This is a genomic window from Bradyrhizobium sp. WU425, assembly GCF_021052305.1.
Lineage (GTDB): Bacteria > Pseudomonadota > Alphaproteobacteria > Rhizobiales > Xanthobacteraceae > Bradyrhizobium > Bradyrhizobium canariense_D.
This window is the reverse complement of record NZ_CP088089.1, coordinates 6,341,391-6,361,003: the sequence shown is the minus strand read 5'-3', so window position 1 is coordinate 6,361,003 and position 19,613 is coordinate 6,341,391. Positions and strand designations below refer to the sequence as shown.

Genomic DNA, 19,613 nt, shown 5'->3' with positions numbered 1-19,613 from the left:
GGAACCGCGCGGCTCTGTGCAGCGGCTAATCTTCCTTTCCTAACTCTCGCATCAAGACCTAGAGCACATGAGCAACGGCTCTTGCAGCGCCTTCGCCTCGGCCCTTGGCGCGCGCACCTAACGCCGGTTAAGGGATTGGTTACCGGTCACTGTCACCATTTACATACAGTCGCATTATGCGGCAGCGCATTCTGAGAACAGTCTATTCGACACGCCCGGTTGGCGGTCTCTTTCAGGAGACGCCCCAATGCTTAAGGGCTTCACGGTCTTCGTTGTTGCGCTGATCAGTACAGCGCAAGTGGATCAATACCTGACCCACGGTCGGTACACCGACGCGGCCATGGCTATGCTGCGGCAGATCGGTCGCGCGTTTGGATTTTAAATAGTTCTTTTGCGACGGAGACCCGTCATGGACGGCATCTCATGGGGCGATCTCGAAAGGGATGAACAACGCGCAATCGCGACATTGGGAGCCGGTCTTTCCATTAAACTGTGCAGCCCCTTGCTCTCCCGGCGTCAGGTCGGCTTGGGCTGCTGCACACAATTTGCGAAGAGATGCCGTTTTGAAGTGTGTAAGCGGTTCGGCGCCGGTCGATCACGACAGGGGGTGGGATGCCAAACGCAATCGAGCTGATTGTGGACGGTTACGTTCGCTTGAACAATCGGAGGGCTCTGGATGATCTCCGCATGCAGCGTCGGAAACTGGCCGTGGACCTAAAGGCACGTACAGGTTTTGATTTCGGGACGACCGTCCAGCAGATCGAGGAGGATATCGCCGTGATCGAGGCTGGGCTGGCGCGGTTGGATGGCGCGGCGGCGAGCTAAGCTGCCAAAGCAGTTCGCGGTTCAAGCCGCCCGATTAGCTTCTTTCTCGGTCCCGCGCATAATGATCTTGAGCACATCATCCGGCAACGGGCCATTGCAGCGCCTTCGCCTACTCTCATGTCGGCGTGGCATCCAGCCACCTGCTACAGGTCACATCGTCTCGACGCATTTTACTGGCGCTTAGTAAGGCAATAGTTCGGACGCTTTTGTCCCGGCCAGGCTGTGGAAATTCTTGCAATGACCTATGGCTGTACGGGTGACATGGCGCTCAGCCGAAGGTGTGTAAGACCACAGCATAGTGGTTGCAACAATGAGGAAGGCAACGGCGGCGATTGCAGATGAGATCAGACGCTTCATGGGAAACCTCCGGTTTCCAATTGAAGGTTCGTCCGACAGTTCGATTAAAGGTTCAATGGAAAAAGCCAAAATCTCGGCCTGCTCATGGAGTTCCGTTTGAGACGTAAGGGCGGCCCGCCCGTGCTAGGCGGCATGCCCACCCGCAATCGTGAGGATCTCGCACTCTGCACCCTCCGAAAAGCCCCGATCCGAATGGTTCGGAAACACCCCGGCATCGGTGCGAAGTTGCCGACATGGCGGTTGACGACGCGGAACAGCGCGCTTATGGCGGCTTGGTTGCTGGTGATCAAACGCGCCAACGAGAACACCCGCTCGCCACCTACTCGACGTCGATCATTCGCTCCTTGGTGATCCGCAGGCTGCGGACGTAATAGCCTTGTGCCTGAACGGCTGACTTGATTTCGTCGCTGACCTTGAGAACTCGTTTCCTGCTCTTCCGCCACTTATGTGCAGAGTAAAGCACGGGCACGGGAGAGCCTGAACTTAGAACGAGCAAGAAGCGCCTGTCATTGCGATAGACATCATACATTTCGCCCCCCGCGATCATGTTGAAGTAAGCATGTCTGGTCGTCTCCATGGACGAGCTTAGTATCGCGAATGGCTGCGCGGGTTGTAAATCTGCAACGTCCGGGATTTCTTCAACAACGTTCCCGATTGGGAACGAACTTGGTGCAGCTCGGCCGTGGGTATTGATCAAGCTCTTGCGAGCGGTCGGGTAAAGAGGCTATCGAATCCGCCACAACTGCGTGAGCAAATGCGCGGATGCTCGAAATCCCCCGCTGCGATCACTGCGAAGAAGAGTTCGCGCCAGAAGAGCTGATAGTTCTTGCGCCACCGGCCGGGGACGGCGAGTTGATCTGCGGTCGGTGCATCGAAGTCAAGCTACTGATGCTCCACCGCATCAGGATCATCTCGATCGCACAGCTTCCGTGTAGGCGGTTCACGAGCGCGAGCGCAATCCTGCGTCCTCGGTAGCATCAAGCCTAACGAGTGACATTCGTTGCCAACTTGCCCAGACGGAATATCGATCGCGTCGATCGGCTTTTTTTCCGAACCACCAGTTAGCGGGGGTTGCCTGAAAACGGGTTCGATTTCCATGATTCGATATTCGTCGTATGGCAATTCGAACTATCGTGCACCAGCCGCGCAGTTCTCCTATCGCGACCCGCTGGAAGCCGAGTACCGTCAGCTCATCGAGCTACGAAAGCGGGTCAGAAAGGCCGAGGCCGCGGCGTCAAAACGGTTTACGATCGCGACAAGGAAACGAATTCGCCGCAACGAAGATGCATCCGCTGGCAGGCATCTGCTCGATGCGCGCGGCGGAGTTCATGGCGTGCAGCGCCAGGGTTGTAACCACCAAAGTCAGGTCTTCGAGAGTGGTCGAGATGCCCTGGTGGCGGGCTTGGGGGAGAAGCGTGCAGTCGCTGGCACTACGACCGCTTTGAATGGGCCCGCGAACCGCGAGGGCCAGCTCCGTCGGGTTGCCGGGCGATGCGCCGCCGTCCGTCGTTCCCGAAGACCCTCGACGGATTAGAGCCCTGTGCGCTGTCGCCGAAAATCCGCCCTCCGGTTTTCATCTTGTGGCCTTGCTTTGGTCAAACCGGCGTTGGGGAGTGTGGACCTGCCCGATTTAATGCTCGGCCTCGGTCCGGGTGACATTGGGTGCGATGGGGAACGCCGATGCATTCGCCGATTAAACCGATATATCCCGGCTCACAAATTCATGGTCCCGCGCTCTCACTAGAAGACGTCGAGCTTGTTGCGCGCGCGGATGAACGGCTCGTCCACACCTATGATCAGATCGCACGTGCAGATGAACAGCTGGCGCGTGTCAACGAACAGCTTTCCAAGTTAGATCAGGATGGCACGCGCCACCCTTCTCAGCCGAAGAATTCCGCGAAATGGTTTCGACCACCCGACCGCGGGGCGAGCTCATTGCGCGGAAGGCCGGCACTGCGCGGCCTGATCGGTCTGCTGTTGGCAAGCGGCATCTGTTTAGCTGCTCTTGCAGCGCAGTCATCCGACGGCGATGCGGTCAGAGCAATGATGTATCGGTGGTCCGCGCGTGCCGTTTCATCTTCGTTGCCGCAAGAAAGAGCCGAGATCTCCTCGGCTCTGCCTACCACTCAGACGAGTGCAACCTATGTGGCACTTCAGCAACCGGGGCCGCTGACTACACCGCACGATGCGATCCAGGCAGCCGGCCCCAGTTCGCCGGAGCTGGCGCTCCAGGGATTGGCGGGCGACCTTACGAACCCGCCGCAAGCGATCGAGCAGCTCAAGGCCAGCCAAGATCAAATCGTTCGCGACCTTGGCCAGCTCTCCGACCGGCTTACGGCGGTCCAGGCACAAATGGTGCGAGACAGAGCGGATGCCGCCGAGCAGCTTAGGATGGTCCAAGAACAATTGGCCGGCATCACCACCAACGCTTCCGAGCAGATCCTACGCCCCAAGACGCCAGTGCCGTTGCCCAGGCCAATTGCCGCCACGATCCGCAAACCTGTGCCAACCGTTCCGCGGCCGCAAGACAGGGGGCGGCCACACGCGCCGCTGCAGACCGACCAGGCCGTGCAGGACTAGGGATTAGCTGTTTTCAACGCGTCCGATCGCTGCGAGACCTCGGTGCGGAGCGCCGAGGGCTGTTGCTTGCTCCGCAGCTGCCGCCATCGCGCGGCTTGCAGCCCATAGTTCACTCGCAACCGGGAGGGAGATAATCGTCCCAATGTGGGGGATGGTGAAGCCTTTGGCGCTCTCCTTCCCTGTGAGATTGGGGCGGGAGCGCGACTGGCGTTCCCATCACCGGAGCTCTCCGCGGACGCTCAGATGGCACGCTCCTTGCCAATCAGTCGGACCAGTGATTTTCGTTGCGAGGAGACGTCTAGCAATGGGACCAAAAATTCGAATCTTCAAACGCCCAAAGCCCAATCTGGCACATGTTACCCGCAATCTGATGCAACTACTCGACGCGCTCGAGGATCTTGAGGAGCTGAGAGAGAAGGTCCGGCTAGCAGAAGCAACCCGAGTGTTACATTAAAGCGGCCACCTCCGTCAGAGCTGCTGACTAATCTGCAATGGCACCTTGAATCGGCAATAGTAGCTCGCGCGGTTTTGCGCTTTGCGTGCGACCATCGAGGGCGCGCGTGCGGTCCAGCACTATGCGGCAGAACCCGCCATGGCGCAGAGGAACCGCGCCGGGGGATCATGGTTAACGGTCTGGCAAGGAGATCGTCCAATGCCCCATGCCACCCCTTTGGTGCTCGCCGCCATCGTCGCCAGCTCAGCTCTGCTGGTCCTCGCGCCAGGAGGCGCCGCAAATGCTGGGTCGGCGGGTGCGGGCACGGGGACAAGCGCGAGCAGCGCCAGCGCTGGTCCGTCGGCGCCTGCCGGAATGGGGACGAATGCGGGTAGCGCCGGCGCTGGTCCCTCAGCGCCTGCCGGAATGGGGACGAAAGACACCGCCACCGGCGCAAATCCGAGCACCAACAATCAATCGAACAATCCGAACGTTGAACCCGCCACGCCGACAAAGTCGCGGACGGCCGCACAGGCCGCAAGAAATGTCGGGGTTGGTCACGCGCAAAATGGCCTGCCGATCGGGGCCGTTGGGACGGGTACAAGCAACGAGGACCAGATCATCATCGGCTCATTACCCTCCCGAAACGCATCAGCCCCGGCAGCACAGGCCAAAGGAAACATCAGTGGTGGTCACGCGACAAATGGTCCCCCGGTCGGAACGTTTGGAAAGGGCCCCAGTCTTTCGGACCAGGTGAGCCGGCCGCGCGCCGCGCGAGCTGGCGATAAAGTGCTGGACGCCAAAGCGCAGGTCGAGCGACGAACAACCGTTTCGCCCAAACGCGTTCCCGGCATCACAAAGCGGGGTTTGTAGCTGCGAGCGAAGCGGCGAGCAGACTTGCGACCGAGATCCGGTGGGCTTCGCAGGGCCGGTCCCGATGGCTGGCGCCGCAACTCGCCTGCCAGAAGCCGGATGATTGAATCATTTAATATCGCGCCATTTAACTCAAGCCTTGAACCGGTCCTGCCGCGGCGCGCGCCCGGCCAATGTTCGACGCACAGCAGCTTGGTGCCGTAGACCTGATGCGTGCAAAACTCGGGTCTGTGCGGTTTCAGACCTTGATGTACCTTTGATGGCACCCTGGGTGGACCTGCGGCAAGGTCGGAGACGAGGCCTCGCGCCGCGGCCACCAGCCCGTCCAACCAAAGTTGGTCCCATGGGCGACCGTGCCTATGCACCGCACGGTGAATACGCCGCTAACTAACAGTTAGGAGAACCAATATATTGTTTCCGTAGTTGAATCATCCGTCATCCCGGAAAGCAAGGTTACTGTTTGCGTCGAGGATGAGTTTAGAACCTGAGCCAAGACGATGAAGGACCTCGGGCGACGATTGGAGAGGCTCCGCGCGGACGCCAGAGACTTTGCTCTTATGAGTCAGTCGGCGACCGATGCCGAAAAGCGCGCGCTCTTTCAACGCTTGGCGGATGAACTCGCCTTCGAAGCTCTTGAGCTTGAGATCATCGTAAAACAACAAGGGCACTCGGATTCCAGCGAGCAGCACGAGGTCGTGGAATTTAAGCCATCCGCTCACAAGAAGCGCGGCTGATGCGGAAAGAGGCTGGGCGGTCGGCTTGTCTTATCCGTCCCGCGCCCTGAACGATTTTAAGCATAGCTTCCACCAACGGCCGCTAAGGCACCTTCGCCTCATCCTATTGCGCATGGATCCAGACGTCGCGCGGTTCATCAGCTCGATCAGCTCGACCCGCGGGGCCGGCCACGTCCCAGGCGGCGTCCTTGCTCAAGCATTTGAGCGCAAGTCGCAGTATCCGGAGCTGGCACCTCGCTCAGATCGTGCAAGGTGACGATCGGCATCGCAGCCGCCCAGCAGCTCGGTCTCGGCAAGGTACCAGCGCCCAGCCGGACACCAACCCTTCGCGCGGCATCGACGACAAGGGGAAGAACGAAACCGCACATCGCGATGTTGCATCGGACCGCCTTGGCAAGAACTAGGACGCGGACTCATAAAGACGCAGCCATAGCCTGATTGACGCGAGCTGAACGAAGGCAAGGTAGTTGGCGGCCAGCCTATGTACCGCCTCGCCACCCGACGACATTGTTTGATCCGGTTGAAGAACCGCTCAACCCGGTTGCGAGCGCGGTAGAGATATGGGCTGAAGCAGATCGGATCGCTGCGATTGCTCTTCGGCGGGATGTTGGCCCACGCGCGCCCTTCTTCATGGCAAGCTCCCTGATCCAGTCCGCGTCATAGCCACGGTCCGCAAGCAACATTGACCCGGATTTCAGACGAGACAGCAGTTTTCCGGCAAGTCGAACGGATTGGCCTTACCGGGGCTCAGCGCCAACCGTACCGGCAGACCATTGCTGTCGACCGCCGCATGGATTTTGCTCGTCAAACCGCCGCGGGACCTTCCCATCGATTGGCTGGTTCCTTGCGATGCAGGCCCCATGCTGATGTACGCTGACAATGGAGGTGTCGATCATCTGGGTAGCGGCATCATGGGCAGTGGCAAGCGCTTTTATGATGCGGCCCCAGACGACAGCCCGCCGCCGCCTGACGAAGCGGTTGTAGCAAGTGGTGTATGGCCCAAACGCCGCCGGCAGATCACGCCAGGGTGCTCCTGATCGAAGGATCCAGAAGAGGACCCGTCTGTCGTTCGACCGGGGGACGCCACGCGGCTTGTTCGGCAGCATCGGCTTGATAGCGGTCCATTCATAGTCAGCGAGTTCGTAGCGCATGATTCGAGCTCCAGTTCGGAAGTTTGAATCACGGCCATTCGGCCAAACGCAACGCTCATGGGCAGACACTGGTACGCGCCTTTTGGACAGGAACGGGCATCAACCATCCCGCACTCTGTGCCAAAACTGTCGAAAATGACCCAAAGCAGTCGTTGCTGGAAATCAACAGGATTGAATGCTCCACCAACAGGGCGGCAATGCCGGGGCAGCCGGGACATCGTCAGAGTGCGATTGTTTCCTCGACTACATGTTTCAGCGCCGTTCCCTCAGCCGACAGGGTCATTCGCAGTTTGAGCTGGCCACCTTTCACCCCGCTGCGCACTAGGTTTTCGATTTCGCGCTGCGATGTAACTCCAACATGCTTCAGAAATTTACGGATAGCCATATTGAAGCGGTCTTCATCGAACTCGGCGGTCATGGCTGTTCTCCCTGGTCGGTCAGGCGATGTCTAACACGAGGCGAGCAAAGACCCAACATCGAGGCCCAACTCGCGTCACCCCCGACTTCCTCCTCAACCTGATTGCCTACAACGTCGGCCCGGAGCTGAAGACTACACCCGAGGCGGCGCAAGGTCGGCTGTTTGAGGTGGACCGGACACGGCTGGAGCTGTCGCCGACCGCCGCTTGTGACCCATGGCGGAAGTCAGTGACCGGTCAAAAAAATATTCCTTCGAAGGCCGCTGAAGTCATCTTCCATTTGTTCGGTTTTGGCGATTACACTGTTGCACTCGTATGGTACCAATTTTTTTGCACGGAGAGATTTCATGACCTTGTCAGACGTCACCCGCCGCTGATTGATCGGCAGTCTCGCGGCCGGAGTAAGCGCGGTCTCGGTAACTTCATCAAGCATCAGCAGCGCACGTGCTCAATCCGCGCAAAAGACGTTTGTTCTTATTGGCGGAGCCTTTTACGGAGCTTGGTGTTGGCGTCACCGAGAGGCTCGAAAAGCAGGGCCACAAAGTCTATGCGCTTACGCTTACGGGATTGGCAGAACGCTCGCATCTCCTCAGCAGAGACATAAATCTCGACACGCACATCACGGACATCGCAAATCTCGTCGAATGGGAAGACCTCACGGACATTTGCCTCGTTGCTGGGCTGCCATAACTAAATTGTAGCCGAGCGATCCGTCTCGCTCGGCTTGCGAGTAGCCAGTGTACGAACGACTTCCACACATGGCCCGTGACCGACCTCAGTTAGAGCGCTGCGAGGGCCGCTTCCGGGAGATGAGCCGACCCGATCATGCAAGCTGCCGAGGGCTGCCTTTGACCCAAAGCCGAACAAGTCAACGCGGGCGCTTTTTTCGGCCAGAGATCTCTGATGCTTCGTGGCTGCGAGCCTACGGCACGTTCGTCGCCACGGTGTGTGGCTAGAAAACAAAACGCCGCTGTCGCCGCAATCGGCGACGCATCGCCGAGACACCTGTGACTTTTGAACGTTTGCCGACTTCGTTCCTCGGCTTGCTCAACCCGGCTGCGAGGGTTCTGAAGCTCTGTCAGTTGAGATCTTAGAAACCAAACGCGTTCGTGCAGAACTGTCATGCGGTTGTGCCCCTGACCAGGCCTACTCATCAGCGCGCCTTACTATGACTATTTAAAAACCGCCATTGTCAGGCCGGAGGACGTAAAATCACTCAGTTCAATTAATAGTAGCTCAGGTTCGCTGAAAGTGCTGTGAAATACCTCATTTTCGTGGAAAAGACGTGTCCTGAGCGGTTTCATTTGCTTGTGAGGTGGGTACCAACGTCGGCGGATTAACCACGCGATCCGGTTTAATTTTAATGAGACAAAATACTGCTTGTTAGCCTAGGCGGTGCAGATCAACGTGCAGATATTGCCGTTTTCCGGGCTCGGCGGGATCGGAAAACTGACTCTGTAGAGGTGCAATCGCGATCGCTGCGATGGCTCGATTGGAAGTTACCTCTTCATTGGAGAATCTCGCCATGGTCGAACGTCGAGCAATGGAGCGGATACCGATCAACCGGGCGGCGCGGCTGTCGTTTGGTGGATGAGTGGGACCCATCCGTGCGTGGTGCGCGACATCAGCGCCCTGGGAGCCTGCATCTCCACGCCGTATTACATATTCGCCAGCGAATTTGCGCTATCGTTCGACGAACATTCCGAAACCTTCACCTGCCGCCTCATGTGGAGGAAGGAGACACTTTGCGGGGTGTGCTTCCTCCTGCGCCGCAGCTCGCCGAAATTGGCGAATGACGTGGTGCGGCTTGACCACCAATGATGTGCTGCCGACTCTGAGCATCCTTAAGCTCATGTGTCGACATAATTCCTCGCGTGCGCTGAGAGGCGATCGGGCGGCCGTTTTGGGCGACAAAGTCGAGCCCCTCCACAAGGTCCGCTGATTGAGGGATGGCAGACCAGATCAACTCACGTTCAGTTCTTCGCGTTTTGACCCGAAGCGGTCATGTTGCGATTTTGGGAGGAAGCATCTCAACGTTCGCATCACGCTGCAAATCGTGTCACCGCGTGAAGTTCGCAGCTTGATCGCCTCCCGGAAGAGAAGACGTGGAGGCTGGCCGTTGGTAGCCTTCTCCCGAATTTTGCCTGCTCGCCTCTCCGGCCAACAAGTTTCCTCAAGTCTTCAAATCAATCGTGGCTGCCTGGGTTTGATCCTGATTGAGTTCAGCAGCGTTGCGGCGGCGATCATCAGCAGGATGCCGGCGAGGCTGAGCGCGATCTGCATCGCGAGACCATTCGAGATGTCGGCCAGCGCTATTTGGCTGGCGAGCGCCAGCAGAACACCGAGACAATAGATTGCCAGCGAATTCTCCCCACAGCGGATCGCTGCGCGCATCAGCGGCATCGGCAGTCCTTGCCAATCGCGGGGTACGAGCCATACCGCCAAAATCGCAAGCGCTAAAAAATGCAGCAACCGCAAGGGAGCGAGATCCGATTTGTCGACTTGGTAAACCACACTGGCGAGCGCTTGTGGGACCAGATCTTCCAGGGTCGTGAGCCACCAACTCAATGCGACGATCAGGCTAAAAGTCAGATAGAGAACTGCAAGTACAAGCGCGATGCGACAGGTCATCCAGGGCCAGACTCCCTTGCCCGCAATGACACACCAGGCGCCGAGCACAACCAGCAGCTGCCAAGCCAGCGGGTTGAAGAACCACACGTTGTTGGGCCAGGCCGGGACGGTCCAGCCGAAGACGTGTACCAGCGCATAAAGCAAGAGCGACGCGCCGAGTGTCACGTTCGGCACTCGCAACAGCAACCACAATAGTGGTGCAAACAAAAGATGATAAACCACGAAAATCGGCAAGACGTCGGTATTGACCGGACGGTATTGCAGGATCGCCGCATGCGCGAGCGCCGCACCCGGATGTTCCAGCAAAAGGCGCGTGTTGCTCTCGTCGGCGATCCGGCCACCGCCGGTTAGGTAGACCATGATGGCGCAAGCTATAGTGAGCAATAGAAATGCAGCATAAATGTCCCAGCTTCGCCACAGCGTACGGGTGATGACGCCGGGCCAGCCATCGCGCGAATGTGCGCTGCCGTAAGCCAGTGCGCAGGTCACACCCGAGACGAACATGAATACTTCCGCGCTATCACTGAAGCCGTAGTTCCGCAGCGTCAGCCAGCTTCCGATGTTGTTGGGGAAATGATTCAAAAAGATGCACCAGAGCGCGAGGCCGCGGCAAGCATCGATGCGTAGGTCGCGGCCTAGCCCTTTCGGCTCCGGCCGCGGGCCCGCCAATGGCATCGCAGGCGCCGCGAGCAACTCGGGTTCGGGCTGCGGATGCAGTCCGCGCAACGCGTTTCGCTCGATCTCCGCCAGCATCCGGCGACTGTCAATGTTCAGCGCAGTCCGATGCTTGTTGAGGTGGGCCGGCGCGTCACTAACGGGATACGATCGCATCGGCTCCCGCGCATCGGACAGATCGATCGAACTGATCGCCACCATCTCGACGAAAGAGCTGCGCGGCGGCGGCGCAGGCACCATCATCATGGTGGCGACGGACCGAAAGGACGGAAATGATAATCCTTCCATTCCTTCCATTAATTCTTCGTCGGTAATCACTTCATAGGAGCCAGCCGGTAGTATCCGCTCGAAGCTTGTGATCCGAAATGGGTGCTCGAACTCCACCGTTTCACGTCGTGATCGGGTAATCGTCATGATCATCCTCGCATGTTGGCGAGGACGCGCCGGGACAGCGGATAACAGCTGGCATAAAGAGGCGATCTCGCGGGTGCTGAACGCTCAATGACGGGGCTATTCAGCACCTCGGGCGAAAGCGATTCCACTGCAAACCGAAACCGGAAACTCCGCCTCAGAGCCATGCGCGTCCGGATTAATTGTTATCGAATATTCGCTGCCGTCCCGGCAGCCAATGCGCCAAGCATCGACCCCAGATTCGGTGCCGCCTTGATACATGGTCCGAACAACAGCTCCACAGGCCTGCTTTCTATTCTTCAAAACGGACGTCCAGAAAGCGAGATGCTTAGCCTGATCCAGTGCAAGTATCCTCATCGACCTTTTGTTAGCGGCGTGGGCCGTTCTGAAAGGCTCGGCAGCTACGACCTCGGGTGGCATGGCTGTTGTTGCAGTGGCAGCCGCCCTTCTAAAATGCAGATCGGCATCCAGAACAAACCATAGGACGGTGAAGCTCGCGACAGCCACCAGAGAGAGAATAGGCGATCGCTTCATCATGTCTCTCCCTCCCAGAGATCGAGACATTGCGGCCATCGCGGCGTCGCGAGGCCCGAGAAACCTAACGAAATATGGTACGTCGTGAACGGCGCTGATCGCTGCAACCGCCCAGGAACTGAGCCCTACCCTTCGATGAGCAGTGGCACAGCGGGGAGTGCAGCAGCGGCAGCGGGTTCAAGCAGCGGCACTGACCTGTCGCGAAAAGATGTCAAGCTGGCTGACTGATACGTTTAAAGCCGCGTCAGCTCGGCTCGAACCTTGCGTGTCACTGCGTGCCGAGCGGCGAGCCTGGCAGCGCACTAGATGTCCGATTCGGGCACACGTTTACCTAGTCGACTGGAAGACCATGATCTGATCAACGGCAAACACAACTCACGATTTATGAACGCGCGGAGGTTTCACACAACCGCTGAGGCATAGAAGGGCAACGGCGCGCGAGACGGACTCAGATCGCATGACGCGCAGCGCGAGATAAATGTCTCTTCCTGGCCCATAGCCGACCTGTCGGGAGCAGGCCGGTCGAGGACCGCTTGTGACCCCAATTCAGACATCGGCCTCCCTCTCCCTCTCTCTCTCTCTCTCTCTCTCTCTCTCTCTCTCTTCATGTTGCAGTAGTCTTGAATTGAGACGCCCCGACCAATTGTCGCGGCGCTCGTCGATTTCATATCGTCCGCCAACTAGCCCTTAGACGTTTGTCTCGCGTCGGTTAGCGCAGCGACATATCTAGAGTTCGGCGCAACCAGGAAGTCACGTCAGAGGGCAAACCGACCCGATCGGTGCGCCGTCGCGTGCGCCATTCCCAACTACAATCGTTTTTTTTTGCGAAGAAACGCACCTTAAGCCTTTAGGTCCGTGATCCGCATAATCGCGACCACGTTCCCATCATTGAACGCCTGCTCCTTTGTGTCCTTGTTGCAGGTCCAGACAAAATTCTTCTTGCCGGTAAAGGTCTTTTCGTCCTGCTCAAGCCGAAGCTCTCCTTCGGTGATATGGCAGACCATGGCATTCATCATCGGGGGCCCCATGGTCTTCGATCCCGGCTGCATGATGATGTCGCGCATTGAGACGGTTTTAAAACCCGGGATCAGCGATGGTGTCTCGCCATCATACTCACGCACCACCACACCTGGCCACGGAGTTGTGTCCTTGTAGCCCGTCGTTTGAGCGGCGGCGGGCTTTATCATGGCCGCCGATGCCGCTGCCAACCCGAATGTCAATGCAGACCTTCGATCGATCTTGCTCATCGCTTTTCTCCCTGGGTTACTTGCAACAAGCCGCCGCAAAAGCTGCGCGCGTGTGGAATGTGAAATCGTGGTGTGAAACCGAAAAGGGGGCGGTCTCTTAGGCTAGCGTACCTGCCGACAGCGCTAGTACTGCTCGTTCGTCCCGAACGGTGACTTCGGCACATCCCGCTTCAAGGGCAACCACATTCTACGAGAACGGACGCGCCCTAGAAATGGGTGTTTCGCCCAAGAGGCATAATGCCTCAGTTTGCTTAGGCCTGAAGTTCGGACCCGGCGTCAGCAACTTCACACTGCGACCAACTGAATACGCAAGTCAGTGTCACTGACTGGTCCTGTGGCGGGTCGCAGTAAGTGCGCGGCCACGACCTATTGGCGTCGAGTGCGGAGGCGATGATGCTGCTCCCGCAAGACCGCCCGGAGCTAGCCCATCAGCGAAGTGGCAGCACGCCTCAGTTTTATCGGACAAAGGGCAAGGTCCGATGCCATCAGTGCAACCCGGAAATGAAATAGCTCCAAGCGATGGCCGGTATTATACTGGTGCTACTGGAAGTGCTGTTTCAAGCGTTCGTGGAAAGATTGCTACGACCAGTCTGGGAGGAACATCTGATGACGACTATGTTTGTTAGACACACGGTTTCCGACTACAAGACCTGGCGGAAAGTTTACGACGATTTTGCTTCGGTTCAGAAGACGAAGGGCGTAACAGCCGAGGCTGTCTACCGAGCAGTCGAAAATCCCAATGACATCACAGTAACTCACGAGTTTGCCACGATTGAAGCTGCGCAAGCCTTCGCGGAGAGTGCTGAATTGAAGAATGCCATGCAGAATGCGGGAGTAGCGAAAGCTCCAACGATTTGGTTTACCAAAAAGGCGTGAAGTATCGATCCCGGCCAAGTGCCGGCTGTGGTGGTACCATGTCGCCTGTTGGCCCATTGAGACATGCCGAAGCGGTCTGACGATATCCGTTCACAGGGGTAGACCGGTAGAGAACGGCACGCGGCCAAAGTGACGCGATTGACCCTGGCTGTGTAAAAACGCAAAGATCGAAACGCGACGAGAATGACATTCTGGCTTTGCGGGCCCGCCGCCCTAGAATTGCGGCGATCAGGATGGGCGAAATGCAGTATGTTTGCGACACGCCGAAGGGTAAGACCTGGTTCCGTATCGAAACGGAAGGTGAAGCGGTGCAAGAGTCGCGCCTGATGCGCCACACAGTCGAGAAATATTTCTGCCGCGAGCGAGAGAAGGCAGTCCAATCCTGGCGTCCGGAGCAGCCCAACGCGATCGAGCGCGACATCGGCCTCGAGGCCCATGTACAGCGAGAGATGCCGCCTTTTCCTCACGTTGCGTGACAGGGAGGGTAATCCACTGGCTACAGCGATGCTGCCACCGGGTGGCAAGGATCGCGGCGGGTTCCGGATCATCATCGTTGCCGCATGCAATGCCGATCCTTATCCTGAGCAGGATGCGGCCATCGCTGCGCTAGGAGCGCATTTCGGTCTCACACTCGATCGCCACCGCTGCTTCCCCTACGGCCGCTAAGGAGCCTGACAAGTATCGCTGCTTGGAGCGAAGTCGGCTCATGTCCCGTTGCGGACCTGCGCCGGCCTGCTACCTAATGGCAGCTTCTGACCGAAGGCGGCTATCGCATGGTCTCTATTTCTGCGAAACGGCTCTGGATTCACCACTCGCTCCGCCGGACGAGACGATGGCGCTTTCCCGGAACGGCGCACGGGTAGGCTGGGGCGCCGACAATTCCTGGCAATACATCCGATCGATCTTGCGCTGCATGAGCGCATAGCAGTCGCATACAACGCGCTCGAGCCGCACCCGGTCGATCTCGATAAACCCGCGCCGGTCGGAGGGGACGGCGCCGGCCGCGCGCAGCTTGCTCATCGTCAGAGTCACTGTCGTCCGCCGCACCCCAAGCAATTGCGCAAGCGCCTCCTGCGTCACCGGAAGGAGGTCATCTGGAACGCGGTCGTGAAGCTGCAGAAGCCACCGCGCCATGCGGCCATCCACCCGGTGCAGCGCGTTGCAAGCGGCTACGTGCTGGAGTTGCAATAACACCGCGCGGGCGTGGAGCTGAACGACATTCCTGATGGCTGCGCTTTGCGCATAGGCATCCCGAAATTTGGCGGCGGAAATCAATGATGCTGTGCCAGCGATGCGTGCAATCGCGGTCACGGATGAAAGCGATGGGCCGAGTACGGAGAAAGAGGCCAAAGCGCCTTCCCGTCCCATCAAGGTGGTTGCGACCGTTTGCCCGTCCGGCATATCGAGCATGAAGGCGATTGCGCCGCTATGGGGAAAATAGACCGGGTCCATCTCATCGCCCGAGCGCACCAGAACCGCATCTGGCTCAAACGAGATCTTCTGGAAGTAGGGCGTGAGCAAGCTGAGATCCGCTGGCGGCAGCGCTGCCAGTAGCCGATTCCCGATGCCAGTGCGGTTGACGGTCCCGATGCTTTCTTGTGAAAGAGCCCCCACTGAACGGCCGCGTCCATCTATTTCATTCACTAGGATTATCCGAATTATGAGTTGCCGAAAGGCAACTATCCAAACAGAGCCATTAGTCGAGATCAAGCACGGACATTTGCGGAGACGCTGCCGGCGTCTCGCCGCGCAAGCAGGATCTTGCATACATCATACTATTCACGCCCGTTGTGCGACTCGGCGAGCGGGGCCCTGCGGGATGATCAACCGGTGATGGTTCCGGCAGCGCTTGCTCTTGGCTTCCTAGCTGACGTCTTCGGCGGTGTGGGGCGTGCACGTCTTTTGGCCCGGCGCTTCCGTTGACACGGTGCAATTATCCGTCGGTCGATTGGGGTAAAGCCGGAAGTTTGCCGCCGTCCGCCAGAGCGACGCTTTTGCCCTCAACGGACATGCGGGCGTTGTCCGTCGGGAGGCCCCAGGCCAGCACGCTTAGGTCTGCCGAAAGTGCGGACATAACGCGGCCAGCTGCTTAATGAGTACACAGCCTAGGAGGGCCCTGCTGCCAGTTAAATTCGGCGACTGTTCGCGATTCCTCGCCGTGCGCAGACGCCGCCCCTGCACTGGCGGTGATCCACAGGCGATGCTTGCGCTATTCGCGCCACGGCATGCGGCACGGATCCGTAGCCCGCACATCGCCTGTTTCGTCCAGCCGTATGCACGCAAATTCCCTGTTCGCTAGCGATAAATTCCCTGTTCGGATTTGGCGGATCGCGCCCCGGATGCACTGAATTTCGAGGCAAATGTTCGCATTTTCATGGGATAGCGGCCTCACCGCAGGCGCGCTTTCCCTGTAAAATTCCCTGTTCGCAGGGAATTCGGACCGCGGCAGCGAAGGAACTTCCTGCGTCTGTCGTGATTGCTGTTCAAGCGCAGGGAGACGCATCCATGATCCGCAAACCTCTGTTCGTTGTCCTTGCCTGCATAGCATTCTCGTCGACAGCGTTCGCCCAAGGCGGCGGTGGCGGCTCGGGTGGGGGAGCCGGCGGCGGCGCGGGTTCGGCGGCAAGCTCTGGTGCTGGGACAGGCACCTCGTCGAGCAGCGCGACCTCGGGCCCCTCGGCTCCTTCCGGCATAGGGACTCAAGGCACCACCACCGGCGCTAACGTGAACACGAGCAGCCCCAACCCCAGCCAGAACAATCCGAACGTCCAACCCCCAACCGCGAACGGAAAGACGCCGGCCGCCGCGCAAGCCGAGCGTAACTCCGGGGTTGGTCATTCAGCTAATGGTTTGCCGATCGGAAGCCCCGGATCAGGCACCAGCAACGAAGATCAGAAATAGGGCGATCTATTCATCAGCTCTCACCGAAAGGCCCACCGTTGTGGGCCTTTTCCTTCGAGCTATGGCTCCGAATAGATCGGACAGCCTGCGGCCAGTGTGTTAAGGCCGGGGATGAAAAAATTGATTTTGGCGATGCTGCTCATCGCGACGCCGGCCTTGGCGCAGCCCGAACCGCAAGTTACGAAGGCCCCATTGACCGATCGCGAACGGGTTCAGGCCGATCGTGCGCAGGCCGCCACGCAGGAGAAGGACGCCCCGACCGCGCGGCCGTGGGACAGGGGCGCGGATGGCAAGCGGCCCTGGGACCGGGGTGCGCAGGCGAAGTAGCAGCGTTCCCGACGGGACCTCGAAAGCTTGCCGGCAATCGGCAGCAGCCTTCCGTGAGGATCCTTCCGCGACGGAACTGAGTTTAGGCGGCACGGGCTGGGGCTGCCTCAATTTCTCCATCGAGCCGTCCAGTGCACGACAGCGCTCCGGCTCCGCTTCCTCGCCAGTCGGCACGGCCCTATCTGACGGTCACTTCCACAGCGATGATCGAGGATCCGCGCTGCCTGCGGTTTTCGCCTGACACCGCAATTCGAAACCGGTCAGTCCCTGGACGTGAGGGGGCTTGGTAGCGAAATGACGGGCCGACGATCGTCACATGACCGGCACTGGGCGCCTCTGCCAGTTTAACTTCATCCAGAAGCTGAGTTCTGCCACGCAGGCCTTGCAGGCATTCCGTGCCGGCTGGGATTGAAACAACCCAATACACGGTGTCGGAAAGCAGTACGAAGCGCTCGGGCCGCAAGGCGCATTCACCTGCGGCCGCAGCATGCGCTTGCAGCCAGTATCCCGCGAAAAAACATAGGCTTGCCGCCGCTGTTTTGGGCCTCATGCTGCCGCCCATGCGGTGATCATGGTTGGATCGGCCAGGCAAGCTCAAACAAAATCGCCGCCACCGGCTGCCCGGTGTTGCGGCGATTCATGGGTGAACGCGGCTGGTCGCTAAACGCTGTGCCGTTCACCGAGCGTACCAATACCCCCACCAGCGTTGCGACACAGGCCGGGCCTCCGCCTTGAGCGCGGCGACTTCCTCAACCGAGCGAAGGTTGGGGCCATAGATCGCAGGCGGGTAGACATCATCCCAAAACACGTAACCGGTTCGGACGTAGGCCGACCGATGATGCGCAGGAGCAAGCGCGAGCTCCGCGGCTGAAGCTGCGGTCGTTATCAAAGCAAGGCCAAGAACAGAAAGAGCAATGGATGGAGCAAGGGTGCGGAAGTTCATTGGATCAATCCCTCTCGAAATGGGCGAGAAATAATGCGACGGCCTCTAAAAGGTTGCAAGCGCATCGTTCCATAGAACGGCTGCGAAATCCAGCTATTCAGGTGCGCGAATCCAGCTGGACTGTTCGGACAGAACAGATTTGAAGGTGACCCCGGATCGGTGCGGCCGGCCAAAGACCGCGCTAGCGCTGAGCCAACACCTCGGATGCTATTGCTCAGGACAAGATCAGGCGTGGACAATTTTTTTGGCACCAGGAGAGTCACCAAGAATATCAAGAATCATGATGTCGACACACTGCTCACTCTTGATGAGCACCGCACTATTCAGGACGACTCGTATGGCTTCTGCATTGGTCTTCGCTTTGATCTTCTGCGCCGGCGTCACGTTGGGCTATGCGCTGCGTACCCGGCACCCGCAACGAACGACGACGAACGAGCCCTCCGGCACCTCGCGCAGAACGTCCCGATCGACTCCCAATTCGGCATTCGGACACGTCCGACGTGCCTTTTAGGCCTCGTCCAGCGTGCGAGCGACACCTTTGTTCTCACGACCATAGGCGACACAGAACATGACCCAGGCGATGAGGGACGCACCGCGACGGTACATCGTGGACGGTACAGGACAGCGTGTCCTTTTCGGTTTGACGATCGCGGAAACCATCGAGTTCGAGACGTTGGACAAGCCCGACGCGCCCCTCGGCCCTGGCCTTCGCTTCGATCAGAACAAGCCGGGACAACGATGGCTGGAGCTCTACGCCAAGCATGAGCGGGCCTGGCGCAGCTGGATGGCCGACAGGCGGGCAGGACGGGAAGTGCCCCTCGTGCTCAACTAGGTGATGCTCTTAGCTCGTGACCGCCGAGGCATTCCATTGGCTTCAGGAACAATCTTCCCGACGAATCGGGAGACATTCCCAGGGTAGTCATATCCTGGGCAGTCATACCGCGAGCATCCGGCTGCCTTGTATGCTCATGAGAGTTAGATTGCCCGTCGCGTAGGCGCCCGTATCGATGTTGACCCGGTTTGCCAGAACTTCGGCGGTGCGCACCGGCGTGTGACCATGAACGATATATTTGCCGAACTGCTCCTCACTCTGAAGGAACTCTTCGCGAATCCAAAGCAGGTCGCTTTCGCTTTGCTCTGCCAAGGGGACACCCGGGCGAACGCCGGCGTGGACGAAGAAAAAATCTCCACAGGTAAAGCTAAGCCGTAGTTCGTCCAGGAACTCCAGATGCTCACCCGGCATTGCGCGGATCAAATCGCGCATGATCGACGCTGGGTCGTCGCGCTTCAGGTCTGGCGGCGCGAGTCCATAGGACATGAGTGTCTGGGCGCCACCGATGCGAAGCCAATCTTCAAACAACGAAGGGTCTTCGAAAACCCTCACTAAAAATGCCTCGTGGTTTCCCTTGAGAAAAATCGAGTTTCCCCGCCGGCTTCGTTCGACCAAGAGGTCAAGCGTGGCGCGCGTGTCCGGGCCGCGATCGACATAGTCGCCCATGAACACCTCGATCGCATAGCGTGGCCGACTGTGGGCCAAGTCGGCGTCGATGACCCGCAGCATGGGCTGCAGCAAATGCGAGCAGCCATGAATATCCGAGATCGCGTAAATTCGGACGCCATCCGGCAGTTGCGGCCTATGAATCGGCGGGTGTGATTGGGCAAAAGATGTCATGGCGCGCACACTCGGTGAGGTGGTGGG

Annotated in this window: 21 protein-coding genes and 1 pseudogene; 10 read left to right on the top strand and 12 right to left on the bottom strand. The window is 58.8% G+C overall.

Features of this window, described 5'->3' with window-relative positions:
• Positions 1-247: 247 nt before the first annotated feature.
• Together BcanWU425_RS37465 and BcanWU425_RS30735 are read left to right on the top strand one after the other, a co-directional pair.
• On the top strand, positions 248-382 hold the full coding sequence (locus tag BcanWU425_RS37465) for a hypothetical protein (protein WP_007595432.1): 135 nt from the start codon (positions 248-250) through the stop codon (positions 380-382).
• A gap of 230 nt (positions 383-612) precedes the next feature.
• Entirely contained in the window at positions 613-825 is a 213-nt protein-coding gene (locus BcanWU425_RS30735) for a hypothetical protein (protein WP_018459962.1), read from the top strand.
• A gap of 180 nt (positions 826-1,005) precedes the next feature.
• On the opposite strand, the gene BcanWU425_RS30730 is transcribed toward BcanWU425_RS30735, so the two are convergent.
• Positions 1,006-1,182: a hypothetical protein gene (locus BcanWU425_RS30730; protein ID WP_157643135.1), complete on the bottom strand. Its 177-nt coding sequence runs from the start codon at positions 1,180-1,182 to the stop codon at positions 1,006-1,008.
• 319 nt (positions 1,183-1,501) lie between these two features.
• The gene (locus BcanWU425_RS30725; protein ID WP_007595423.1) at positions 1,502-1,711 is read right to left on the bottom strand and encodes a hypothetical protein; all 210 of its coding nucleotides are present in this window, start codon (positions 1,709-1,711) and stop codon (positions 1,502-1,504) included.
• A gap of 1,151 nt (positions 1,712-2,862) precedes the next feature.
• On the opposite strand from BcanWU425_RS30725, the gene BcanWU425_RS30720 reads away from it, so the two are divergent.
• Both BcanWU425_RS30720 and BcanWU425_RS30715 read left to right on the top strand, forming a co-directional pair.
• Entirely contained in the window at positions 2,863-3,762 is a 900-nt protein-coding gene (locus BcanWU425_RS30720; RefSeq protein WP_018459965.1) for a hypothetical protein, read from the top strand.
• A gap of 1,803 nt (positions 3,763-5,565) precedes the next feature.
• On the top strand, positions 5,566-5,802 hold the full coding sequence (locus tag BcanWU425_RS30715; RefSeq protein ID WP_018459966.1) for a hypothetical protein: 237 nt from the start codon (positions 5,566-5,568) through the stop codon (positions 5,800-5,802).
• A 400-nt stretch (positions 5,803-6,202) separates the two neighbouring features.
• Here BcanWU425_RS30715 and BcanWU425_RS30710 read toward each other — a convergent pair.
• Positions 6,203-6,953, bottom strand: a pseudogene (locus tag BcanWU425_RS30710) (IS5 family transposase).
• A gap of 220 nt (positions 6,954-7,173) precedes the next feature.
• Positions 7,174-7,371 (bottom strand): DUF6494 family protein, encoded by a 198-nt coding sequence (locus BcanWU425_RS30705; RefSeq protein WP_018459985.1) that lies wholly within the window; start codon positions 7,369-7,371, stop codon positions 7,174-7,176.
• A gap of 1,609 nt (positions 7,372-8,980) precedes the next feature.
• On the opposite strand from BcanWU425_RS30705, the gene BcanWU425_RS30700 reads away from it, so the two are divergent.
• On the top strand, positions 8,981-9,190 hold the full coding sequence (locus BcanWU425_RS30700) for a hypothetical protein (RefSeq protein WP_231188839.1): 210 nt from the start codon (positions 8,981-8,983) through the stop codon (positions 9,188-9,190).
• Positions 9,191-9,550: 360 nt separating this feature from the next.
• On the opposite strand, the gene BcanWU425_RS30695 is transcribed toward BcanWU425_RS30700, so the two are convergent.
• The 3 genes from BcanWU425_RS30695 to BcanWU425_RS30685 form a co-directional block, all read right to left on the bottom strand.
• Positions 9,551-11,089, bottom strand: coding sequence for an OpgC domain-containing protein (locus BcanWU425_RS30695; protein ID WP_231188838.1), 1,539 nt, complete (start codon positions 11,087-11,089; stop codon positions 9,551-9,553).
• Between the two features lie 96 nt (positions 11,090-11,185).
• Positions 11,186-11,623 (bottom strand): hypothetical protein, encoded by a 438-nt coding sequence (locus BcanWU425_RS30690; protein ID WP_085349975.1) that lies wholly within the window; start codon positions 11,621-11,623, stop codon positions 11,186-11,188.
• Between the two features lie 836 nt (positions 11,624-12,459).
• Complete coding sequence (locus tag BcanWU425_RS30685; RefSeq protein WP_085349974.1) at positions 12,460-12,867, bottom strand: hypothetical protein; 408 nt, start codon at positions 12,865-12,867, stop codon at positions 12,460-12,462.
• A 606-nt stretch (positions 12,868-13,473) separates the two neighbouring features.
• Here BcanWU425_RS30685 and BcanWU425_RS30680 point away from each other — a divergent pair.
• The 3 genes from BcanWU425_RS30680 to BcanWU425_RS30670 all read left to right on the top strand — a co-directional run bounded on the left by BcanWU425_RS30680 (position 13,474) and on the right by BcanWU425_RS30670 (position 14,409).
• A complete protein-coding gene (locus tag BcanWU425_RS30680) occupies positions 13,474-13,743 on the top strand; it encodes a cyclase (RefSeq protein WP_026233982.1) in 270 nt (89 codons plus the stop codon).
• A gap of 233 nt (positions 13,744-13,976) precedes the next feature.
• On the top strand, positions 13,977-14,219 hold the full coding sequence (locus BcanWU425_RS30675) for a hypothetical protein (protein WP_231188837.1): 243 nt from the start codon (positions 13,977-13,979) through the stop codon (positions 14,217-14,219).
• A gap of 28 nt (positions 14,220-14,247) precedes the next feature.
• Positions 14,248-14,409 carry a hypothetical protein gene (locus BcanWU425_RS30670; RefSeq protein ID WP_231188835.1) on the top strand — a complete coding sequence of 54 codons (162 nt, stop codon included), beginning with the start codon at positions 14,248-14,250 and terminating at the stop codon, positions 14,407-14,409.
• A 114-nt stretch (positions 14,410-14,523) separates the two neighbouring features.
• Here BcanWU425_RS30670 and BcanWU425_RS30665 read toward each other — a convergent pair whose 3' ends face one another.
• Positions 14,524-15,357: a Crp/Fnr family transcriptional regulator gene (locus BcanWU425_RS30665; protein ID WP_204514099.1), complete on the bottom strand. Its 834-nt coding sequence runs from the start codon at positions 15,355-15,357 to the stop codon at positions 14,524-14,526.
• A 1,398-nt stretch (positions 15,358-16,755) separates the two neighbouring features.
• Between BcanWU425_RS30665 and BcanWU425_RS30660 the strand changes: the two genes are divergently transcribed.
• A complete protein-coding gene (locus tag BcanWU425_RS30660) occupies positions 16,756-16,971 on the top strand; it encodes a hypothetical protein (protein ID WP_204513778.1) in 216 nt (71 codons plus the stop codon).
• A gap of 178 nt (positions 16,972-17,149) precedes the next feature.
• Here BcanWU425_RS30660 and BcanWU425_RS30655 read toward each other — a convergent pair whose 3' ends face one another.
• The 3 genes from BcanWU425_RS30655 to BcanWU425_RS30645 form a co-directional block, all read right to left on the bottom strand.
• Complete coding sequence (locus BcanWU425_RS30655; RefSeq protein ID WP_143273163.1) at positions 17,150-17,533, bottom strand: hypothetical protein; 384 nt, start codon at positions 17,531-17,533, stop codon at positions 17,150-17,152.
• Positions 17,534-17,647: 114 nt separating this feature from the next.
• Positions 17,648-17,914, bottom strand: coding sequence for a hypothetical protein (locus BcanWU425_RS30650; protein ID WP_204513779.1), 267 nt, complete (start codon positions 17,912-17,914; stop codon positions 17,648-17,650).
• A 225-nt stretch (positions 17,915-18,139) separates the two neighbouring features.
• The gene (locus tag BcanWU425_RS30645) at positions 18,140-18,298 is read right to left on the bottom strand and encodes a hypothetical protein (RefSeq protein WP_204513780.1); all 159 of its coding nucleotides are present in this window, start codon (positions 18,296-18,298) and stop codon (positions 18,140-18,142) included.
• Positions 18,299-18,482: 184 nt separating this feature from the next.
• Between BcanWU425_RS30645 and BcanWU425_RS30640 the strand changes: the two genes are divergently transcribed.
• On the top strand, positions 18,483-18,746 hold the full coding sequence (locus BcanWU425_RS30640; RefSeq protein WP_204513781.1) for a hypothetical protein: 264 nt from the start codon (positions 18,483-18,485) through the stop codon (positions 18,744-18,746).
• Between the two features lie 102 nt (positions 18,747-18,848).
• Here the strand turns inward: BcanWU425_RS30640 and BcanWU425_RS30635 are convergent, their stop codons facing one another.
• Positions 18,849-19,586, bottom strand: coding sequence for a metallophosphoesterase family protein (locus tag BcanWU425_RS30635; RefSeq protein ID WP_026233678.1), 738 nt, complete (start codon positions 19,584-19,586; stop codon positions 18,849-18,851).
• Positions 19,587-19,613: the final 27 nt, after the last annotated feature.